The sequence below is a fragment of the Micromonospora sp. Llam0 genome (assembly GCF_003751085.1).
Lineage (GTDB): Bacteria > Actinomycetota > Actinomycetes > Mycobacteriales > Micromonosporaceae > Micromonospora_E.
Genome location: NZ_RJJY01000001.1, coordinates 2,919,607 through 2,940,179 on the forward strand (window position 1 = coordinate 2,919,607; position 20,573 = coordinate 2,940,179).

Sequence of the window (20,573 nt, forward strand, 5' to 3'; positions counted from 1 at the left end):
CCGTCACCTCACCCTCGGGTCGACGACCGAATGGATCACGTCGACGAGCAGGTTCAGCAGGACGAACGTCAACGCGCCGAAGACGACGATCGCCTGGACGAGCGGGAAGTCACGGAACTGGATGGCCTGCAGCGCCAGCTGACCGAGGCCGGGCCAGGAGTAGACGTACTCGATCGCGACGGCGCCGGAGAGCAGGATCCCGGTCTGCAGCACGACGATGGTCAGGATCGGCATCATCGAGTTCTTGAACGCGTGCCGCCACACGACCCGCCGGCCGCGCAGCCCGCGGGCCCGGGCGGAGTCGATGTACGGCTCGGCCAACGTCTCGCTCATCGACGCCCGGGTGAGCCGGGCGATCTGCGCCATCGGGTACACCGCCATGGTGACGGCGGGAAGGACCAGATGCTGCGGGGTACCGGACTGTCCGGCGGGCAGCCAGCCGAGGTTCACGGCGAACAGCGCCACCAGCATCATGCCGAACCAGAAAACGGGCACCGACTGGCCGAGCAGGGCGACGGTGGAGGCGGCGCGGTCCCACCAGGTGCCCTCCCGGGTCGCGGCCAGCACCCCGAGCGGCACTCCGACGAGTACGGCGAGTGCCATGCCGGCGGCGACCAGTTGCAGGGTGAACGGCAGTCGGTCGGCGATCAGGGTGGTGTTGGCCTGGTAGAACTGCAGCGACTGACCGAGGTCACCGGTGAGGATGCCCGTGAGGTAGTCGAGGTACTGGACGACCAGCGGCAGGTCGAGACCGAGTTCGTGGCGCAGGGCGTCCCGCTGCTCCGGGCTGGCCATCGGTCCGAGGATGGCCACGGTCGGATCACCGGAGAGCCGGCCGAGGGCGAACGCCAGGCTCAGCGCGATGAGCAGGGACGCGAGTAGTGACGCCAGGCGGCTGCCGACCCGTCGGACGGTGCTGGCCTTCATCGGCGGGACCTCCAGCGCGCGCCGGGCATCGCGGCGAGCAGTTCGCGGGTGTAGTCGTTGCGGGGGGTGGCGAAGACCGCCTCGCACGGCCCCGACTCGACCACTCGGCCCTGGTACATGACGTACACGGCGTCGCAGACGGAGCGGACGACGGCGAGGTCGTGGCTGATCATCAGCAGGGCCGCGCCGGTGCTCTGCCGGATCTGGGCCAGCAGGGTCAGCACGTCGGCCTGCACCGAGACGTCCAGACCGGAGGTCGGTTCGTCCGCCACGATCAGCCGCGGCCGCATCAGCAGAGCGCGGGCGATGCAGACCCGCTGGGCCTGGCCGCCGGAGAGCTGGTGCGGGTAGCGGTCCAGGATCTGCGGTGCCAGCCGGACCCGGTCGAGCAGTTCGGTGTCGCTGATCCAGGAGGTGCGCTCGGGTTGCAACCGACGCAGTTCGCGCAGCCCGGAGCGGACCGACTGCCGGGGGTCGAGCGACCCGTGCGGATCCTGGAAGACCACCTGCGCCTCGGGGCGCAGCCGCCGCAGCCGCGCCCGACTGATCGAGGAGAGCTGGTGCCCGAGCAGCCGGATGGCCCCGTCGCCACGGGTGCCCAGCCCGGTGGCCGCCATGGCGAGCGTCGTCTTGCCGGACCCCGACTCGCCGACGACGGCGACGCTCTCGCCGGCGCCGATACGCAGCGACACGTGGTCGACCGCGCGCAGCACCGTCCCGGTGCTCCGGTCGCGGTGCTCGACGACCAGATCGTCGACCACCAGCACGGCGGTGTCGGTGTCCGGGGTGCGGGGGTGCCCGGCGAGGTCGCCGGGCACCCCCGTCTGCGCTGCTCCGGTCATCGTCAGCGGGTCGTCTTCGTGAAGTCCACGGTGTTCAGCGGACCGAACTCGACACCGGTGACACCGGGACCGGTCGCGTAGTTGAAGATCTGCCGGTAGAGCGGCACGTAGCAGTGCTTCTCGACCACTCCGATGGTGTTGAGCTGCTCGTAGATCGGTGCGGCCTGCTCGGCGCTGTCCTGTTCGAGCGCCTGCTGGGCGAGTTGGTCGATCTGCGGGTCAGGGCAGTTGCCGGTCAACGACGCGGTCTTCATGAAGCCGCTGACGAAGTAGTCCGGCACGGCGACGTTGGGCACTCCGGCGAAGATGGCGACACCGGGGACCTGGCGGCCGATGATCCGCTGAACCAGGGTGCCGTAGTCGAGCGGCTCGTAGCTGACCGTGAAGCCGGCCTGTTCGAGGCTGCCGCCCACCGCCTGGGCGACCTCTTCGATGTTGGTGTACTGCGCCGCCGGATAGGTGATCTGTACGGCCGGGGTGGCGTCACCGACGAGTCGCGCGGCCTTCGCCGGGTCGGCGGTGACGCTGTTCTGCGGTTGCTGGCCGGGCCGGACGTTGAGCAGTCCGGCGTCGGCGGCGGCCTGGCCGTCGAAGATGCCGCTGACGATCGCGTCCCGGTCGATGGCCAGGGCCGCGGCCTCACGCAGCTGCGGGTCGTCGAACGGCGCCTTGGTCGAGTCGAGGAAGGCGATGATCTTTATGGCGGTCTCGGTGCGTACCACGTCGACCCCGGCCGCCTCGGCCGCCTGCGCCTGGGCCGGCGGTAGGTCGAAGGAGACGTCGACGGTCCCGCTCTGGATCAACGCGAGCCGCTGCGCGGCCTCGTTTGCCCAGGTGAAGGTCACACCGTCGTTCGTCGGTTCGTCGCCCCAGTAGTCGGGGTTCTTGGTGACCGAGATGTCGCGACCGGCGTTGGCGCCAGCCCACACGTACGGGCCGGTGCCGACCGGGGCCGCGGCGAAGCCTTCGGACCCCTGCTCCTGGTAGTAGGCCGGTGGGACCAGGTAGACCGTGGTGAGCAGGTCGGGAATGTTGTACTGCGGCGTGCCGGTGGTGACCACGACGGTGGCGTCGTCGGTGGCCTCGATCGAGGTGACGTTGCCGAAGTAGGACTTCAGCGGTGACCCCTCGGTGTCGCGGGTGAGCGTGATGGTGTTCGCGACGGCGGCGGCGTCGGCCGCTTCCCCGTTGCTGAAGGTGATGTCGGGGCGGACGGTGAACGTCCAGGTCGTGGCGTCGGTACGGGTCCAGTTGGTGATGAGACCGGTGTCGGTGGGCGCGAGGTCGTCGCCGGTGTCGATCAGCGGTTCGAGCATCGTCGCCCAGACGACCTGGGCGGAGCGCGCACCGACGATCGGATCGAGGGTGGCGGGCTGGGCCGCGAGCAGCGCACGGATGACAGTCGGGCCGGACGAACCGGTGTCGTCGGGTTCGGTGCCACCGCAGGCGGTCAGGCCGACGCTGGCGACAGTGATGGCGGCGGCGGCCACGAGGGGCCGCCGGGAACGCAGGATTTTCATGATCATCAGGGGTGTCCTTCACAGCGATGGACCCGTTCACGTCGCCGCGTTGCGCGCCGGTGACGCTCGCCACAAAGTACCGACCAGCCGGTATCAAGTCAACGGTTCAAGCAGGTATCTCGACTATGACATTCGCGTGACAAAGGCCAGCCAGCCAGCGGCGTTGTGAACATACCGACCGGTATGTATGATACCCCGGTGGCCCCTACCCTCACCCCTCGGCACGACGGACGCCTCATCCGGGTGCGCTACGACAACGCGGCCCGCGGCAACTGCTTCGACGACACCGCGCTGCATGAACTCGTCCACGCGCTGGAGACCGCTGCGGCCATCGACAGCTGCGCGGTCGTCGAGCTCGAGATGGCCGGCCGGAACTTCTGCGGTGGCTGGGACACCACGGCGTTCACCGAGCTGGCCGGCAGCACGCCGGAGACGGTGGCGGACAGCCTGCGCGCCAGCGACGCCGCACTGCGGCGGATCCGGCGACTCCCGGTGCCGGTGGTCGCCGCGGTACGGGGCCGGGTGATCGGCTTCGGCGCCGGCCTGCTCGACGCCGTGCACCTGCCGATCGCCGCGACCAGTGCCCGCCTGTCGTTACCCGAGGCCCGGTTCGGTTTCGCCCCCGCCGGAGTCGGCCACGCGATCGCCCGGGCGCTACCCCGCCCGCAGGCCTACCACCTGCTGACCGGGGCCACGACCGCGTCCGCCGATCAGATGCTCGCCTGGGGGTTGGTCGCCGAGGTAGTCGCCGACGACGACCTCGACCGCGCGGCCGAGGCTCTGGTCGAGACGCTGCTCGCCGTACCCGGCCACACCCTGCGAGCGGTCGTCGAGGTCGTCGAGTCGAGCCGGGCCACCGGACGGCCCGATCACGCCTACGACGTCTCGGCGCGCACCATCGTCGCCGGTGTCGCCGCACGCGGAGCGAACCGATGAGCGGTCGGTTCCAGGCTGGCGAGGCCGTCTGGGTGGAGCTGGCCACCCCCGATCCGGACAAGGTCGAACCGTTCTACCGCGCGTTACTCGGCTGGACGGTACGCGCCGAACGGCTCGGTGCCACCACCTACCGGATGTGTGGCATCGACGGACGCGACGTGGCCGGCATCTCCGACGCCGCCGCGCTGCACGCCGGTCGGCCCCGGGGCTGGATCGTCTACTTCGCCGTCGACGACGTCAGCCGCAGCGCCTCCCGGGCGGTCGAGCTCGGCGGCGAGCTGGTCACCCGGCCGCGGTATCTGCCGGCCGCCGGCACCGGCGCCGTCGTCATCGACCCGTTCGGCGCCGCGTTCGGTCTCTACCAGGGCGAGTCACGCACCGGCGTGCAGCTGCTCAACTCGGCCGGCGCACTGTGCTGGAACGAATTGAACACCGGGGAGCCCGCCGCGTCGGTGAGCTACTACCGGTCCCTGTTCGGCTACACCACCCGGCGGACGACAGACACGCCTACCGCCCGCCCGTACACCCTGCTGATGCTCGGCGACGTCGCGGTCGCTGGCGTGCTGGCACTCGACAACGAATGGCCGAACCTCATCCCGGCGAAGTGGATCACCTACTTCGCCGTGGACTCCCTGGACGACGCGCTGCGGCGGGTCTGCGCGCTCGGCGGGACGCCGACCGTCGGCCCGGTCCAGAGCCCGTACGGACGTCTTCACCTGGTGAAGGATCCCGGCGGCCATTCACTCTGCCTCATCCAGCTCGACGGCGGCCTGCGCCCCGGGCACGACTCCTCCCCCAGGCGGTGACCTCCCGATGACGGCCGAGCCACTGTTCGACTCGACGGAGTTCCGTCAGGTGTGTGGCCACTTCCCCACCGGCGTCACCGCGGTCACCGCGATCACCGCCCAGGGGGGCGTCGCCGCGCTGACCGTGAACTCGTTCACCTCGGTCTCGCTGCAGCCGGCGAAGGTGCTGTTCTGTGTGACCAGCTCCTCGTCCAGCTTCCCGACACTGGTCGGATCCGAACGGATCGCCATCCACATCCTCAGCCGGGACCAGGAGGACGTGGCGCGCCGGTTCGCCACGTCCGGGCTGACCGGCGCGGAGAAACTCGCCGGGGTGTCCTGGCTGCCCGGTCCGGACGGGGTTCCACTGCTGCCCGGCACACCGGCGGTGCTCGCCGGACGGCGCGACGAGGTGATCACCAGCGGCGACCACGTCATCTTCCTGCTCGACATCGACCACGTGCATCTGAAGCCGACAAACGTGCCGGCGCTGTCGTTCTACCGAGGTCGGTTCGTCAGTCCGTCGGCCACCGCGACCGAGTGAGAGTGGGCAGGCCCGCGATCGTCGACCGCCGACGCGTGCCGGTAGCGCCGGCCGACGTGGATCAGCTGTAGTACCGGAACAGGATCTCGGCCACGCAGCAGGGGGTCGACCGGTCGGCGAACTCGACCGTCACCGAAGCCTTGGCCTGCACGCCGTCCCCGGTACCGGGGACGGCGGCGATCGGCTGGGCCGACACCAGCGTCGCGGTGCCCTGGATCGGCACACCGGGCGGCAACGGCCTGACGAACCGGACCCGGTCCAGTCCGTAGTTGACGCCCACGGAGAAGGTCTGCACCTCGAGGATGTCCGCGAGCAGGCGCGGGACGAGCGCCAGGGTCAGGAATCCGTGCACGACGGTGGTGCCGAACGGGCCGGACCGCGCCCGCTCGACGTCGACGTGGATCCACTGGTGGTCGCCGGTGACGTCGGCGAACTGGTCGATCTGCCGCTGGGTCACCACCTGCGGTGCGCTGGCCCCCAGCTCCGTGCCGACCAGGTCGAGCAGGTCACCCGGGCTGTGCACGATCGTCCGTGATGCGGTTCGCATAGTCACTCCAGTTGGCGAACGGGCCATCGGCGGCCTTCTTCATTCCGACCGGATGGTATCATCGGTTTCCGGGTCGCTGAGCAGGGAGGTTCCGTGGTGTTCGAGGCGTACCAGTTGCCCGAGGAGCACGCAGCAGTGCGGCAGGCCGTACGACAGGTGTGCGACGACAGGGTCGCGCCGCACGCGGCGGCCGCCGACGAGAACGCCGAGTTTCCGCAGGCCTCCTACGACGCGCTGCGCGCCGCCGACTTCCACGCCCCGCACATCCCCGTCGAGTACGGCGGCGCCGGCGCGGACGCGCTCGCCACCGCGATCGTCATCGAGGAAGTGGCGCGGGCCTGCGCCACCTCGTCACTGATCCCGGCCGGCAACAAGCTCGGCACCATGCCGCTGCTGCTCGCCGCCGGCGAGCACCTCAAGCAGCGATACCTACCGCCGGTCGCCCGGGGCGAGGCGATGTTCTCGTACTGCCTGTCCGAACCCGATGCCGGCAGCGACGCGGCCGGCATGCGGACCCGCGCCGAACGCGACGGCGACTCCTGGGTGCTCAACGGGGTCAAGCGCTGGATCACCAATGCCGGCCTGAGCGAGTACTACACGGTCTTCGCCGTCACCGACCCGGCGGCACGCTCGCGCGGCATCTCCGCCTTCGTGGTGGAGAGGTCCGACCCCGGCGTCAGCTTCGGCGCGCCGGAGCGCAAGCTCGGCATCAAGGGATCCCCGACCCGCGAGGTGTACCTCGACAACGTGCGCGTCCCGGCGGACCGGGTCATCGGTACGCCGGGAACCGGCTTCGCGACGGCGATGCGGACGCTGGACCACACCCGCGTCACCATCGCCGCTCAGGCCCTGGGCATCGCCCAGGGCGCGCTGGACTACGCCCTGGGTTACGTACGGCAACGACAGCAGTTCGGCCGGGCCATCGCCGACTTCCAGGGCATCCAGTTCCTCCTCGCGGACATGGGCATGACCCTGGAGGCGGCACGGCAGCTCACCTACGCGGCCGCCGGCCGGTCCGAGCGGGGCGAGCCGGACCTGACCTACTTCGGCGCGGCAGCCAAGTGCTTCGCTTCCGACGCGGCGATGAAGATCACCACCGACGCCGTCCAACTACTCGGCGGCTACGGGTACACCCGTGACTTTCCGGTGGAGCGGATGATGCGCGACGCCAAGATCACCCAGATCTACGAGGGCACCAACCAGGTGCAACGTGTCGTCATGGCCCGCCAACTGCTCGCCGGCTGACCGGCCCCGCCCGGTTCAGCGGAGACCGTCGAGCACCATCGCGCTGAACTGGCGCGCCACCTCGTCGATGCTGAGCGGACCGTCGACGTTGAGCCACTGGTAGGCCCAGGCACACATGCCGACCAGCCCGAAGGTGACGATCCGCGGGTCCATGTCCGCGCGGAAGACGCCACGGGCGATACCGTCGGAGATCATGCCGGCGAAGGCCGCCTCCACCGCGTCACGCTTGCGCGTCACCTCGGCGAACATGTCTCCCGCGAGGTACCGCCGCTCCTGGTAGAAGATCGTCACGTGTGCCCGGTACTCGGCCACGCTGGTCAGGCTGAACCGGATGAGCTCCGCCACCCGTACCGTCGGGTCGTCGCTGCCGGACTCGATCTGCTGGATCGCGGCCAGCTGCGCCTCCAGGTACTCCTCCTGGATGTGCCGCAGCAGGTCGTCCTTGCTCTCGAAGTGGTGGTAGAAGGCACCCTTGGTCAGCCCGGCCTGGTCGGCGATCTCCTGCACCGACGTCCGGTCGAAACCCCGACGCCCGAACAGTTCCAGCGCGCTGGCGATCAACGACTTGCGGGTGTTCTCCGGGTCGTATCCGTCGGCCCAGCGTTGCCTGCGCCGGGTCGCCGCCGGGCGGTTGGACGTCGCACGAGCCATCGGTGGCCTCCGCTTCCCGCTCCACTCGGAGCCCGACAATCCTACCGCCCGGTCGGAAGGTTCGCTGTCACCGCCCCTGCCGCAGCCAGGATTCGATCGTGGCGATGATCCGCGGGCGCAGCTCGGCGGCGCCGATGACGGCGTCCACCGAGCCGACCTCCACGGCGCGCTGGATGTCGTGGATCCGGTCGAACTCGGTGGCCACCTCGCCCAGCTTCTCCGCCCGCACCGACGACCGCAGCTCGTCGAGCTCAGCCGCCAACGCGGCACGATCGGTGCCGGCCGCGGCGGCCGCCCGGGCCTCCAGGTCCCGGATCCGCGGGTCGCGTGCGGTACGGGAATCCACGTCACCGGAGAACACCACGGCGGCGGCGGGAGCGCCACCGAGTACCGAGGCGAACGAACCTTCCAGCGCGAGCACGGTCATGGCGGGGTTCAACGCCTTCGAGAAGACCACGAACGCGCCACCGTGGTACCGCGAGATCACACAGAACACGATCGGCCCACGGAAGTTCACGATCGCCCGGCCGATCTCGGCGCCGTACTCCAGCTGCAGCTTGCGCATCGACTCGGGCGAGCCGTCGAAGCCCGACAGATTCGCCAGCACCACCAGCGGCCGGTTGCCGCTGGCCGCGTTGATCGCCCGCGCGGCCTTCTTCGACGACTGCGGGAACAGCGTGCCGGCGGTGTAGGTGTCCGGGCCGTCGGTGGGCGGGAAACCACGCCGCGGCACCGTCCGCGACTCGATGCCCAGCAGGCAGACGGGGATGCCGCCGAGATGCACGTCCTGCACCACGGCGGTGTCGGCGTCAGCCATGCCCGCCCAGCGTTCCAGCACCGGGTGGTCCTGATCGGCCAGCGCCCGCATCACGGTCCGGATGTCGAACGGCTTCTTGCGGTCCGGGTTCGCCTCGGCCGAGAAGATCTCCCCGACGGTGGTGAAGTCGCTGCCGGCCAGCGTGTGCGGGAAGGTGGAGACGTCGCGGTCGGTGGGGTCGGTGGTGACCGCCCGCCGCGGCCCGGTCTCACCCGGTACGACATACGTGTGGTCGTAGTGGGCCAGCAGCACGTCCCGTGCTGCGGTCAGGCTCGGCGCCCAGTACTGCGCCTGCCCGTTCGGCCCCATCACCCGGTCGTAGCCGCCGATGCCGAAGTTGTCCTCGGCGGACACCCCGCCGGAGAAGTCCAGCGACTGCTTGCCGGTGAGCACCATCGCCGAGTCCGGCGTCATCACCAGGATGCCCTTGGTGTGCATGAGCATCGTCGCCTCGGCGTTCCAGTACGGCTGCGCGCCGACGTTGATGCCCGCGACCACGATGTTGATCTCACCACCGGCCTGGGTGAACTCGACGATCCGTTTGAGCGCGGCGGCCACCCAGTCCATGTTCTCGGTGCCCGACTCCATCGAGATCCGGGCCCCGGCGGACAACGCGTACCACTCCACCGGCACCCGCATCCGCTCGGCCAGATCCAGGGCCGCGATGATCCGACGGCACTCCGGCTCGGACAGGGCGCCGAGCGACTTCGTGGGATCGCCGAACAGCACGACCCGGGTGACCCCCTCGGGGTGACGGGCGGTGACCGTGCTGACCACACCGGCGACGATGGCCGCGCCGTTGCCCCCCTTCGGCCGGTCGACCGGCACCAACGCGTTGCCGTCGTCGAGGTCGTGCTCGACGAAGTCGCCGAGCCGGCCGGTGAGTTCGTACGGGTACACCGTGTTGCGACTGCTCGCCCGCAGTACCTTCAACCGGTAGTCGTCCAACGGCTCGACCGGCTCGACCGGCGGCTCGCCGACGACCAGTTCGGCGCCGCCGGTGGCGTCGAAGGCGATCCGTACGGCCATCTTCGTCAGCTCGCCGGTCGCCCGGTCGCGTTGGCGCCCGATGAACAGGATCTCCTCCAGTCCGGCGCCTGCGGTCGTCGGGCGCATCCGCCCGGCGATCATCTCCATCTCCGAGCGGGTGAGGTCGTTCGGCGGCCAGACGTAGATCACGATCCGGTTGGTGGTGAAGCGGGTCTTCGACGGTCGGCGCGACTGGGCCCGGCGGATCGAGTCGAGGCAGGCCGCGACGGTGTCCTCGGTGGTCGGCAGCGACACCAGGCGTCCATCGTGGTCACGCAGCCGGGTCAGGTCACGTACCTGCGCGAACGCGACGAGACGCTGGTCCGACGGGTTCTCCCGCGCGATGCACTGAAAGAGGTAGACCTCCTCGTCGAGCGAGGGCAGCCGGGTCAGGTCGAACTTGCCCAGCCGCTCCAACTGCATGCGCTGCGCGATGTACGGGTGCAGACCGCGCATCAGCCGTTCCTCGACCATCCCCTGGCTCGACGGGCGGAACGTGAAGTGATGGTGCATCACCGCGCCGGCGCGGCCCGCGATGGTGGTGGTCACCCGACGGACCTGGGGCGGCAGCGGGTGCGCGGCGACGACGTCGAGCAGCGCCGCCGCCATCGCGTCGAAGTCCTCCGGCTGGTTCTCCCAGGCGAGATAGATATCGGCGTCGATGGATTCCCGGCCGTCGGCCAGCTCGGCGAGCCCGTCCAGTGCGGTGCCCAGGGCGTCGATGGCCACGGCGGCGGTGACCACGCTCGAGTCCGCCCGCTCGGCGACCACGAAGGCGCAGCCGGCGACCTGGTGGGCGTGGACCGCGGTGAGCCCTTTGTTGCCGTAGTACCGGCGGGTCAGCACCTCCAGCATGACCGCGTTGTCGAGGTGGTCACGGACGATCCGCTGGCCGAGCAGTCGGACCAGCGGTTCGGTGCTGCGGACCATGTCGGCGATGCGCTCGGCGCGCTCCGGCGTGTCCGGACGGGCGTCCAGGTGACGCAGGTGCGCGCGGACCCGGGCGTAGACGGTGGCCCGGTTGCGGCGCAGCAACGGCTGAGCGAACCAGGCGAACACCACGCCCCGGGCGAGGTCGGCGATCACCGGGAAGCGGACCTGGGTGGCGGCGACCAGTCGCTCCAGGGCGAGACCGGCGGGCTCGTGCAACGACTGGCCGGGCGGCGGCTCCCGCAGCCAGGCGCGCAGCAGTGTCGCCACGACGGTGGCGTCGGCGGCGGCACGCTGCAGAGCGAGGAAGATCCGGAAGACGGCGGCTTCGAGATCGGCGGAGCGCTCCAGCTCGGTGACGCCGTAGTGGCTGAGCGCCTTGGCGAGCTTGGTCTGGAAGGCGTCCGGCAGGCCGGCCCGTTCGACGTCGAGGCTCTGCAGGTAGGTGTGGAAGTACTCGCGGTCGCTGTGCACGTGCCCGTCGCCGCCGTCGGCGTCGGTCGGCCGGTTGCGGCTCAGCTCGGCGAGGTCGGCGAAGACCTCGATGAGGTCGATCTCAGCGGCCAACGGCCGGTCGCCGTCCTCGGCGGCGGCCCGGCGCGCGACGAGATAGTCGTCGAGGACGCGCCGGTCGTCGTGCGGGTCGACGTCGAAGCCGAGGAGCAGGCCGCGCAGACCTTCCTGACCCCGCCGGCACCGTTCGGCCGGCGGGAGCGCCCCGGACGCGGCGGGCATGTCCAGCTCGACGGGTGCTGCCGGGCCGGCGTCGGTACCGGCTGCCGCGTCGTCCGCGACCGGCTCCAACCTCAGCAGCGGTGCGCCCGCCTCGACCTGGTTTCCGACCGACACGGCGGATTCCTTCAGCCGGGCCTTGAACGGTGCCCGCAGCACCGTCTCCATCTTCATGGCCTCGAGCACCAGCACCGGTGCGCCCGCCTCGACCTCGGCACCGACCGGCACCGGGGTGGCGACGACCAGGGCGGGCATCGGTGCGCGGAGCACGCCGCCCTCGTCGCGGCTGACCCGGTGGGTCACCCCGTCGACCTCGACCAGGTGCACCGGCCCGTGCGTTCCGGTGACCAGGCGGTGCCGGCTGCCGTTGACGACGATCTGCCCGGTGTGCCGGTCGAAGCGGTCCAGCTCGACGTCGGCGCTGTGCACGACGTCGGCCACCTCGATGCCGACGCGGAACCGGTACGCGCCGGTACGCGCCACCCGTACCCGGTAGCCGACGCCCCGCAGCTTGAGGTCCACCGGTCGGCCGCTGGCGTGCTGCACCTGTGGACGGCCGCCGGACGCGGTGGCCAGCAGGCGCTGCCGTTCGACCTGCTCGTCGGCCTCGTAGCCCTCGATCGCGGCTGCGGCGAGGGCTACGGCGACGTGCCGGTGCGCGACGAGCCGGCCCGCACCGCGGACCCGGTCGATCCACCCGGTGTCCGCGCTGGCGTCGATCACCTCGGGCTGATCGAGCAGGTCGATCACGAAGCTCTTGTTCGTCGCCCCGCCCTCGATGATCACGGTGGTGTTCGCCATCGCCCGGCGCAGCCGGCCGAGCGCCTCGTCACGGTCCCGTCCGTACGCGATGATCTTGGCGATCATCGAGTCGAAGGCGGCGGGAATGGTGTCGCCCTCGCTGACCCCGGTGTCCACCCGGATCCCGGGCCCGGACGGCAGGTCCAGCCGGGCGATCCGACCGGGCGACGGCGCGAAGTCGCGGTCCGGGTCCTCGGCGTTGAGCCGGGCCTCGACGGCGTGCCCGCGCTCGGGCGGCGGGTCGCCCTCCAGCCGCCCGCCCGACGCCACGTGCAGTTGGGCCTTGACCAGGTCGAACCCGGTGGTGGACTCGGTGATCGGGTGCTCCACCTGCAGCCGGGTGTTGACCTCGAGGAACGCGAACATTCGGTCACCCGGGTGGTAGAGGAACTCGACGGTCGCCGCGCCCCGGTAGCCGACCGCGACGGCGAGCCGTTCGGCCGACGCCTTGAGGTCGGCGGCCTGCGCCGGACTGAGCACCGGCGACGCCGACTCCTCGATCACCTTCTGGTTGCGCCGCTGCACCGAACAGTCCCGTACGCCGAGCGCCCAGGCGGTGCCCTGACCGTCGGCGATCACCTGGACCTCCACGTGCCGGGCACCGGTGACCAGCCGTTCCAGGAACACGACGCCGCTGCCGAACGCGCGGGCGGCCTCCTGGCTGGTGCGCTCGTACGCGTCGACCAGCTCGGCCTCGTTGGTGATCACCCGGATGCCGCGCCCGCCGCCACCGGCGGTCGCCTTCAACATCAGTGGGTAGCCGATGCCGCTCGCCGCCGCCACGGCGGCCTCCAGGGTCTCGACCGCGCCCCGGCTCCACGGGGCGACCGGCACGCCGACCTCCTCGGCGATCAGCTTCGCGCCGATCTTGTCGCCGAGCTGGCGCATCGCGTGCGCGCTCGGTCCGACGAAGGTGACGCCGGTCTTCTCGCACAACTCCGCGAACGCCGGGGACTCGGCGACGAAACCCCAGCCGACCCACGCCGCGTCGGCGCCGGTCGCCACCAGGGCGCGTTCCAGGACCGTCAGATCGAGGTACGGCCGGGCGGACGCCGGCCCGAGGTCGTAGGCGATGTCCGCCTCACGGACGAACGTCGCGGTACGGTCGACGTCGGTGTACAGGGCGACGGTCTCGATCCGCGCCCCGGTCTCGGCAGCCAGCTCCCGGACGGCGTGGATGAGCCGCATCGCGGCCTCACCACGGTTGACGATGGCAATGCGGCTGAACACCCGATCGGCCCTCCGGTACGCCTACGATCCACGCGTCGCTGATGCGACTCCGACAGGATCACCCTTACGCCTGCCGGCTGGAAACACCATAGGGCGTACGACAAAGTAACGACCATGTCACTCGATGCTGTTCCCGCCACCGGTAGCGGCCGGCGGCCCGCCGGGACCTCAGGCCAGCGTGGTCCGCACGGCGGTAGGTGCCGACGCGGTGGGTCCGACCTGGGTGGATGCCGCCGCCGTGGCGGCGGCCGGGACGTCGGCGCCGTTCGGCGGACGGTAGGGGCGGCACGACGCGCGGACCACCAGCTCGGTCGGCAGTCGGATGTGGGTGTCCCGCTCGACGCCGGCGATCAGGTCGACGAGCAGACCCAACGCCTCGGCCCCCATCCGCTGCAGGGGCTGCATGATCGTGGTCAGCGGCGGGTTGACCGACGCCGACTCCGGGATGTTGTCGAAGCCGATCACCGAAAGGTCGTCGGGCACCGTCAGACCCATCTCCTGAGCGACATTCAGCGTGGAGATCGCTGACAGGTCGTTCCCCGCGAAGATGGCGGTCGGCCGGTCCGGCAGGGCCAGCAGCTCGGCCGCGGCGCCGGCGGCGCTCTCGATGCGGAACCCACCGACCCGCACGAGCGTCTCGTCCACTGGGACGTCGGCGTCGGCCATCGCCTGGCGGAAGCCCGCCTCGCGCAGCCGCGCCGACTCAAGGTCCGTCCGGCCGATGATGTGCCCGATCCGGCGGTGGCCGAGGGAGAGCAGGTAGTTGGTCGCCAGAATGGCGCCGGCGAAGTTGTCGGAGTCGACGGTCGGCAGGCCGGACGGGCCGGTGTGCGGGTCGACCGCCACCACGTGGAAACCCTGTTTGGTCTCCACCACGGTCGGCGTGACGATCACGGCGCCGTCGATGAGCGTGCCGGAGAGCCGGGCCAGCGACCGGCGTTCCCAGCCGACGGCTGTGCCGGCCCCGTCCCCGCCGGAGTAGGCCAGCAGCTGGTAGCCGGTGCCGGCGACCTGCTTGGAGGCGCCCTTGAGCAGCTCGGTGGAGAAGGGTTCGAACTCGGCCACCAGGATCCCCAGCACGTTGGTGCGGTGACTGCGCAGGCTCTGCGCGCCCAGGCTCGCCTCGTACCCCAGCTGGTGGATGACCTGCTGCACCCGCTCGACCGTCGCCTGCGCAACGCCGTAACGACCGTTGACGACCTTCGATACCGTCGCCACGGAGACGCCGGCCGCCCGGGCCACGTCCGACATCTTCACACGCTGCGAGAACTCCACGTCGACGATGATAGGGGTCCGGCGGCGGCGCGTCACCGCCGAGTCGAAAACGTTATCGATACCGATTGACACCGCGTTACGCGGCTGTAAAACTCCCCGACAGGCCAAGCACCCGACTGACCAGTCGAGGAGATCATGATGGCAATACCGCGCCGCGCAGGCGCCGTCCTAGCGCTCTTTCTGACCAGCACCCTGCTAGCCACCGGATGCAGCAACGGTGACGACAACACCGAGCCCGCTGGCGAGCTGTACGAGAACCCGGTGACCCTGACCTGGTGGCACAACGCCTCCCAGGACGGGCCCGGCAAGGAGTACTGGGAGAAGGTCGCCAACGACTTCTCCGCGCTCCACCCGACCGTCACGATCGAGATCGAGGCGATCGAGACCAACCAGCTGCAGCGCACCCGGCTGCCCGCCGCCCTGCTGAGCAACGACCCGCCGGACATCTTCCAGGCCTGGGGCGGCGGCGAGCTGCGCGAGCAGGCCGAGGCCGACTACCTCAAGGACATCACCGACCAGGTACAGGCCGAGGTCGAGAGCATCGGCTCCTCGGTGGAGATCTGGCAGGCCGACGGCCGGCAGTACGGCCTGCCGTACCGGATGGGCATCGAAGGCATCTGGTACAACAAGGACCTGTTCGCTCAGGCCGGCATCGACGCTCCCCCGACCACCTTCGACGAGCTCAACGACGCGGTCACCAAGCTCAAGGCGATCGACGTCATCCCGATCGCCCTCGGTGCCGGCGACAAGTGGCCGGCCGCGCACTGGTGGTACAACTTCGCCCTGCGCGCCTGCTCGGTGGAGACCCTCCGGTCGGCCACCACGGAGCTGAACTTCGACGACCCGTGCTGGGTGAAGGCCGGCGAGGACCTGCAGGCCTTCATCGCTACCGAGCCGTTCCAGGACAACTTCATCGCCACCCCGGGTCAGAACGACCCGACCAGCGCCAACGGGCTGCTGGCCAACGGACAGGCCGCCATGGAGCTGATGGGCGACTGGAACCGCGGCACGTTGGACACCGTCGCGTCCGACCCGGAGGCGCTCGCCGAGTTCATCGGCTGGTTCCCCGTGCCGGCGATCGCCGGCTCCGCCGGTGACCCGGCCGCGGCCCTCGGCGGCGGTGACGGCTTCGCCTGCGCCAAGAACGCTCCGGCGGAGTGCGTCGAGTTCCTCAAGTACATCGTCAGCCCCGAGGTGCAGACGGGTTACGCCGAGACCGGCACCGGTCTGCCGGTGGCCCCGGAGGCGTCGGCGGCCGTGACCGACCCCGCGCTCCAGTCGATCCTGCAGGCCACGACCGACGCCAGCTACGTCCAGCTCTGGTTGGACACGGCCTTCGGTAGCACCGTCGGCAACGCGATGAACGACGCGATCGTCGCGATCTTCGCCGGCAACGGCTCGCCCGAGGACGTCGTCACGGCGATGAAGTCGGCCGCAAGCAAGTGACCACGATCAGCCACAACCCGAGCCCCGCCGGCGGCGCCACCGCGCCCCCGGCGGGGGTCCGGCGTGCCGGGCGCCGTTCGTCCCGCGCGGCCGAGACCCGACGCAAGTGGTACGAGATCATCGGACTGACCACCCCGGCGGTCATCGTCTACGTGATTTTCGTGCTGGTCCCGATGGGCTTCGCGTTCTACTACAGCCTGTTCCGGTGGCGCGGGGTCGGTCCGCCCACCGACTTCGTGGGCCTGAACAACTACGTCCTCGCCTTCCAGGACCCGATCTTCCGCGACGCGCTGCGTAACAACGCGTTCATCGTGATCGGATCGCTGGTGATCCAGGGCCCCATCGCCCTCGGCATCGCGCTGCTGCTGAACCGGCCCTTCCGCGGCCGTACGGTGTTCCGCCTGCTGGTCTTCGTGCCCTACGTGCTCGCCGAGGTCACCGCCGGCATCATGTGGAAGCTGCTGCTGACCGACGGCGGCACCGTCGACGCGCTGCTGCGATCGGTGGGGCTGGGTGCCCTGGTACGGCCCTGGCTCGCCGACCTCGACCTGGTGATCTGGACGCTGCTGTTCGTCCTCACCTGGAAGTACGTCGGCTTCGCCATCATCCTGCTGCTCGCCGGTCTGTCCAACGTACCGACCGAGCTGACGGAGGCGGCCGAGATCGACGGGGCCGGCTGGTGGCAGATCCAACGCCACATCACCCTGCCGTTGCTGGGGCCCACGATCCGGATCTGGATGTTCCTGTCCATGATCGGCTCGCTGCAGGTCTTCGACGTCATCTGGGTTACCTCGGTGCCCGCGGTACGGTCGTTGGGCGCCTCGGCCACGATGGCGACCTACATGGTGGACAACGGCTTCTTCGCCCGGCTGTGGGGCTACGGCAACGCGATCGCCGTGATCCTGTTCGCGATCTCGTTCGTCGCGGCGCTGTTGTTCCAGCGCTTCCTCCTCCGCCGGGACATCGAGGGCGCAGTGACCGGAAGGAGGAACTGACCGTGACCGCAGTCGCCGCTCCCCGCACCAAGCGCCGCCGGGACTCGTCGTGGGGCAGTCCGCTCACCTACGCGTTGGCTCTCGCGGTGGCCGGGGTGTCGATCGTTCCGGTGATCTACGTGATCATCGGTGGCTTCCGTACCACCCCGCAGATCATCGCCGACCCGGCCGCGCTGCCCGATCCATGGGTGGTCGACAACTACGTCCGGGTAATGACCGAGAGCGATTTCTGGCTACAGACCGTCAACAGTGCGATCGTCGCCTTCGGCACGACGCTCGGCGTCGTGACGCTGGGACTCTGCGCCGCGTTCGTGCTGGCGCGGTACACCTTCCGTGGGCGGGAGGTCCTCTACACCTTCTTCACCCTCGGTCTGCTCTTCCCGGCCGGGGCGGCGATCCTGCCGCTCTACCTGATGCTGCGCGACATGAACCTGATCAACTCCTACTTCGCGGTGATCCTGCCGCAGATCGCCTTCGCGCTGCCGCTCACGATCGTGATCCTGCGTCCGTTCCTGACCGCCGTGCCCCGCGAGTTGGAGGACGCCGCGGCGATCGACGGTACGGGGCGGCTCGGCTTCCTCTGGCGCATCATGCTGCCGCTGTCGCGTCCCGCTCTCGTCACCGTCGGGATCCTCGCGTTCGTGACGAGCTGGAACGCGTTCCTCCTGCCGCTGCTCGTCCTCGGTGACGCCGACCAGCACACCCTACCGCTGGGCGTGCAGAACTTCTCCAGTCAGTACACCTCGGACACCGCCGGGATTCTCGCCTTCACCTCGATGGCGATGCTGCCGGCGCTGCTCTTCTTCACGATCGCCGAGAAACAGATCGTCGGGGGTCTGCAGGGTGCCGTCAAGGGCTGACCGGCCCCGGTACGTACACGGCGGTGCCCGCGACGACGTGGCACGCGCACGACAAAGGAAGGCACAGGATGACTGAGGTCCGCGCGACGGTGGACGGGGGCGAGCCGGTGCAGACCGGCCCGCACCACGACCGGCCGGAGCGGCCCGACCGGCGGAACGTGCCCGACGGCGAGGCCCGCGTCCGGGACCTGCTGGACCGGATGACGGTCCAGGAGAAGGTCGCGCAGCTGGTCGGCTTCTGGGAGAAGGAGGACGGCGAGTCGGTCGCCCCGATGCAGGGTGAGTTCGGCGCGGCCGCCCGGCTCGAGGACTTCTCCCGGCACGGGCTCGGCCACGTCACCCGGGCGTACGGCACCCGCCCCGTCGATCCGGCGGCACGTGCGGCCTGGCTGTGGAAGTTCCAGTCCGAGCTGGTGACGGGGACCCGGCTCGGCATCCCGGCGATCGTCCACGAGGAGTGCCTGACCGGCCTCTCCGCGTGGCAGGCGGCGACCTTCCCGACACCGCTGGCGTGGGGAGCCGCCTTCGACCCCGACCTGGTCGCCGAGATGGCGGCGGCGATCGGATCGTCGATGCGGACCCTCGGCGTGCACCAGGGCCTCGCACCGGTGCTCGACGTGATCCGCGACCCACGCTGGGGCCGGGTCGAGGAGTGCATCGCCGAGGATCCGTACCTGGTCGGCACGATCGGCACCGCGTACATCCGAGGTCTGCAGTCGCAGGGGGTGCACGCCACCCTCAAGCATTTCGTCGGCTACTCCGCCTCGCGGGCCGGGCGCAACTTCGCTCCGGTGCACGCCGGCCCGCGGGAGGTCGCCGACGTGCTGCTGCCCCCGTTCGAGATGGCGCTGCTCGACGGTGGCGCCCGCTCGGTCATGCACTCGTACGCCGAGATCGACGGGGTGCCGGTCGCCGCCGACCCGGCCATGCTCACCGGTGTGCTGCGGGACCGGTGGGGGTTCGACGGTGTGGTGGTGGCCGACTACTTCGGGGTGGCGTTCCTCAAGCTGCTGCACCATGTCGCGGGTGACCACACCGAGGCGGCGGTCCAGGCGCTGACCGCCGGCGTCGACCTCGAACTGCCGACCGGCGACGCCTATCTGACGCTGCCGGAGGCGGTCCGCTCCGGCCAGGTCGACGAGTCGCTGCTCGACCGGGCCGTGCTGCGGGTACTGCGCCAGAAGCAGGAGCTGGGACTGCTCGACGCCACCTTCAGCGAGGACCCGCCCCGGGAGATCGACCTCGACTCGCCCGAGCACCGGGCGATCGCCCGTCGACTCGCGGAGCGGTCCGTCGTCCTGGTCTCCAACCAGGACGTCCTGCCGCTGGCGGCGGGTCGCCGGCTGGCGGTGATCGGGCCGAACGCCGACCTGGCCAGTGCCCTGTTCGGGTGCTACTCGTTCGTCAACCACGTACTGCCGCAGCATCCCGGCGTGGCGGCCGGGATCGAGGTGCCGACGGTTCTCGAGGCGGTGCGGGCCGAGTTCGGCGCCGAACTGGTCAGCTGGGCGCACGGCTGTGACGTCGACGACGCCGACCGGTCCGGCTTCACGCCGGCCGTCGACGCCGCTGCCACCGCCGACGTCGCCGTACTGGTCGTCGGGGACCGGGCCGGGCTGTTCGGCCGCGGTACGGTCGGCGAGGGCTGCGACACCGACGACCTGGAACTGCCCGGGGTGCAGCGCGACCTGGTCGAGGCCGTGCTGGCCACCGGCACCCCGGTGGTCCTGGTGCTGCTCACCGGACGGCCGTACGCGATCGGTTGGGCGCTGGACCGGTGCGCCGCGGTGGTGCAGGCGTTCTTCCCCGGCGAGGAGGGCGCGGCGGCGGTCGCCGGGGTGCTCTCCGGGCGGGTCAACCCGTCCGGCCGGCTGCCGGTCAGCCTGCCCCGGTCGGCGGGGGCACAGCCGTACTCGTACCTGCACCCGGCGCTCGGTGAGGGCAACGAGGTGACCAACCTGTCGGTGACCCCACCGGCGGTGTTCGGCCATGGTCTGTCCTACACCACGTTCGCCTACTCGGAGCTGGCTGTGCCGGCGACGGCGCCCACCGACGAGGCGCTGGTGGTGACGGTACAGGTGACGAATACCGGGGCGGTCGCCGGCGACGAGGTGGTGCAGCTCTACGGCCACGATGTGGTGGCCTCGGTGACCCGACCGGTGGCGCAGTTGCTCGGTTACCGCAGGGTCCATCTCGAACCGGGTCGGACGGTCACCGTCGAGCTGACCGTGCCCACCGCCCGGCTGGCGTTCGCCGACCGCACCCTGACCCGGGTGGTCGAGCCCGGCGAGGTCGAGATCTGGGTGGGTACCAGCGCGCGGCGGCTCGCACAGGGGCGGACCACGCTGGTCGGGCAGACCGTGCCGGTCACCAACGCGTCGCCCCGATGGACCACCTCCGAGGTACGCTGACCATCTGTTGGTGGCTGGCCGTCTGTCGGCGAGCTGGCCGTCTGTCGGCC

Annotated in this window: 15 protein-coding genes; 8 read left to right on the forward strand and 7 right to left on the reverse strand. The window is 70.5% G+C overall.

Translation table 11 applies throughout. The annotated features are described in order from the left end of the window. Positions 1-3: 3 nt before the first annotated feature. The 3 genes from EDC02_RS12835 to EDC02_RS12845 are packed head-to-tail and all read right to left on the reverse strand — an operon-like array spanning position 4 to position 3,295. Positions 4-927 (reverse strand): ABC transporter permease, encoded by a 924-nt coding sequence (locus EDC02_RS12835; RefSeq protein ID WP_123602146.1) that lies wholly within the window; start codon positions 925-927, stop codon positions 4-6. Beyond that, the gene (locus EDC02_RS12840) at positions 924-1,769 is read right to left on the reverse strand and encodes an ABC transporter ATP-binding protein (RefSeq protein ID WP_123602147.1); all 846 of its coding nucleotides are present in this window, start codon (positions 1,767-1,769) and stop codon (positions 924-926) included. The genes EDC02_RS12835 and EDC02_RS12840 overlap by 4 nt, the downstream gene beginning before the upstream one ends. A 2-nt stretch (positions 1,770-1,771) precedes the next feature. After that, on the reverse strand, positions 1,772-3,295 hold the full coding sequence (locus EDC02_RS12845) for an ABC transporter substrate-binding protein (RefSeq protein WP_123602148.1): 1,524 nt from the start codon (positions 3,293-3,295) through the stop codon (positions 1,772-1,774). Between the two features lie 192 nt (positions 3,296-3,487). Between EDC02_RS12845 and EDC02_RS12850 the strand changes: the two genes are divergently transcribed. From EDC02_RS12850 to EDC02_RS12860, 3 genes are read left to right on the forward strand one after another with little or no spacing between them, the layout of a single operon-like run. After that, entirely contained in the window at positions 3,488-4,225 is a 738-nt protein-coding gene (locus EDC02_RS12850) for an enoyl-CoA hydratase/isomerase family protein (protein ID WP_158632182.1), read from the forward strand. After that, positions 4,222-5,031 (forward strand): VOC family protein, encoded by an 810-nt coding sequence (locus EDC02_RS12855; protein WP_123602150.1) that lies wholly within the window; start codon positions 4,222-4,224, stop codon positions 5,029-5,031. The genes EDC02_RS12850 and EDC02_RS12855 overlap by 4 nt, the downstream gene beginning before the upstream one ends. Positions 5,032-5,038: 7 nt before the next feature. Next, positions 5,039-5,554, forward strand: coding sequence for a flavin reductase family protein (locus EDC02_RS12860; RefSeq protein WP_123602151.1), 516 nt, complete (start codon positions 5,039-5,041; stop codon positions 5,552-5,554). 61 nt (positions 5,555-5,615) lie between these two features. Here EDC02_RS12860 and EDC02_RS12865 read toward each other — a convergent pair whose 3' ends face one another. Beyond that, complete coding sequence (locus EDC02_RS12865) at positions 5,616-6,101, reverse strand: MaoC family dehydratase (RefSeq protein WP_123602152.1); 486 nt, start codon at positions 6,099-6,101, stop codon at positions 5,616-5,618. Positions 6,102-6,197: 96 nt separating this feature from the next. Here EDC02_RS12865 and EDC02_RS12870 point away from each other — a divergent pair, with 96 nt between their 5' ends. Continuing rightward, positions 6,198-7,346 carry an acyl-CoA dehydrogenase family protein gene (locus tag EDC02_RS12870; RefSeq protein WP_199757843.1) on the forward strand — a complete coding sequence of 383 codons (1,149 nt, stop codon included), beginning with the start codon at positions 6,198-6,200 and terminating at the stop codon, positions 7,344-7,346. Between the two features lie 15 nt (positions 7,347-7,361). On the opposite strand, the gene EDC02_RS12875 is transcribed toward EDC02_RS12870, so the two are convergent. The 3 genes from EDC02_RS12875 to EDC02_RS12885 all read right to left on the reverse strand — a co-directional run bounded on the left by EDC02_RS12875 (position 7,362) and on the right by EDC02_RS12885 (position 14,811). Further along, the gene (locus EDC02_RS12875) at positions 7,362-7,997 is read right to left on the reverse strand and encodes a TetR/AcrR family transcriptional regulator (protein WP_123602154.1); all 636 of its coding nucleotides are present in this window, start codon (positions 7,995-7,997) and stop codon (positions 7,362-7,364) included. Between the two features lie 67 nt (positions 7,998-8,064). Next, on the reverse strand, positions 8,065-13,536 hold the full coding sequence (locus EDC02_RS12880; protein ID WP_123602155.1) for a carboxyl transferase domain-containing protein: 5,472 nt from the start codon (positions 13,534-13,536) through the stop codon (positions 8,065-8,067). 168 nt (positions 13,537-13,704) lie between these two features. Beyond that, positions 13,705-14,811: a LacI family DNA-binding transcriptional regulator gene (locus EDC02_RS12885; RefSeq protein WP_199757625.1), complete on the reverse strand. Its 1,107-nt coding sequence runs from the start codon at positions 14,809-14,811 to the stop codon at positions 13,705-13,707. 135 nt (positions 14,812-14,946) lie between these two features. Between EDC02_RS12885 and EDC02_RS12890 the strand changes: the two genes are divergently transcribed. From EDC02_RS12890 to EDC02_RS12905, 4 genes are all read left to right on the forward strand, one after another. Further along, a complete protein-coding gene (locus tag EDC02_RS12890) occupies positions 14,947-16,257 on the forward strand; it encodes an ABC transporter substrate-binding protein (protein WP_233605891.1) in 1,311 nt (436 codons plus the stop codon). Next, entirely contained in the window at positions 16,254-17,252 is a 999-nt protein-coding gene (locus tag EDC02_RS12895) for a carbohydrate ABC transporter permease (RefSeq protein ID WP_123602156.1), read from the forward strand. Before EDC02_RS12890 ends, EDC02_RS12895 begins: the two co-directional genes overlap by 4 nt. Before the next feature lie 2 nt (positions 17,253-17,254). After that, positions 17,255-18,112 carry a carbohydrate ABC transporter permease gene (locus tag EDC02_RS12900; protein ID WP_233605892.1) on the forward strand — a complete coding sequence of 286 codons (858 nt, stop codon included), beginning with the start codon at positions 17,255-17,257 and terminating at the stop codon, positions 18,110-18,112. A 68-nt stretch (positions 18,113-18,180) separates the two neighbouring features. After that, positions 18,181-20,523 carry a glycoside hydrolase family 3 N-terminal domain-containing protein gene (locus tag EDC02_RS12905; RefSeq protein ID WP_123602157.1) on the forward strand — a complete coding sequence of 781 codons (2,343 nt, stop codon included), beginning with the start codon at positions 18,181-18,183 and terminating at the stop codon, positions 20,521-20,523. Positions 20,524-20,573: the final 50 nt, after the last annotated feature.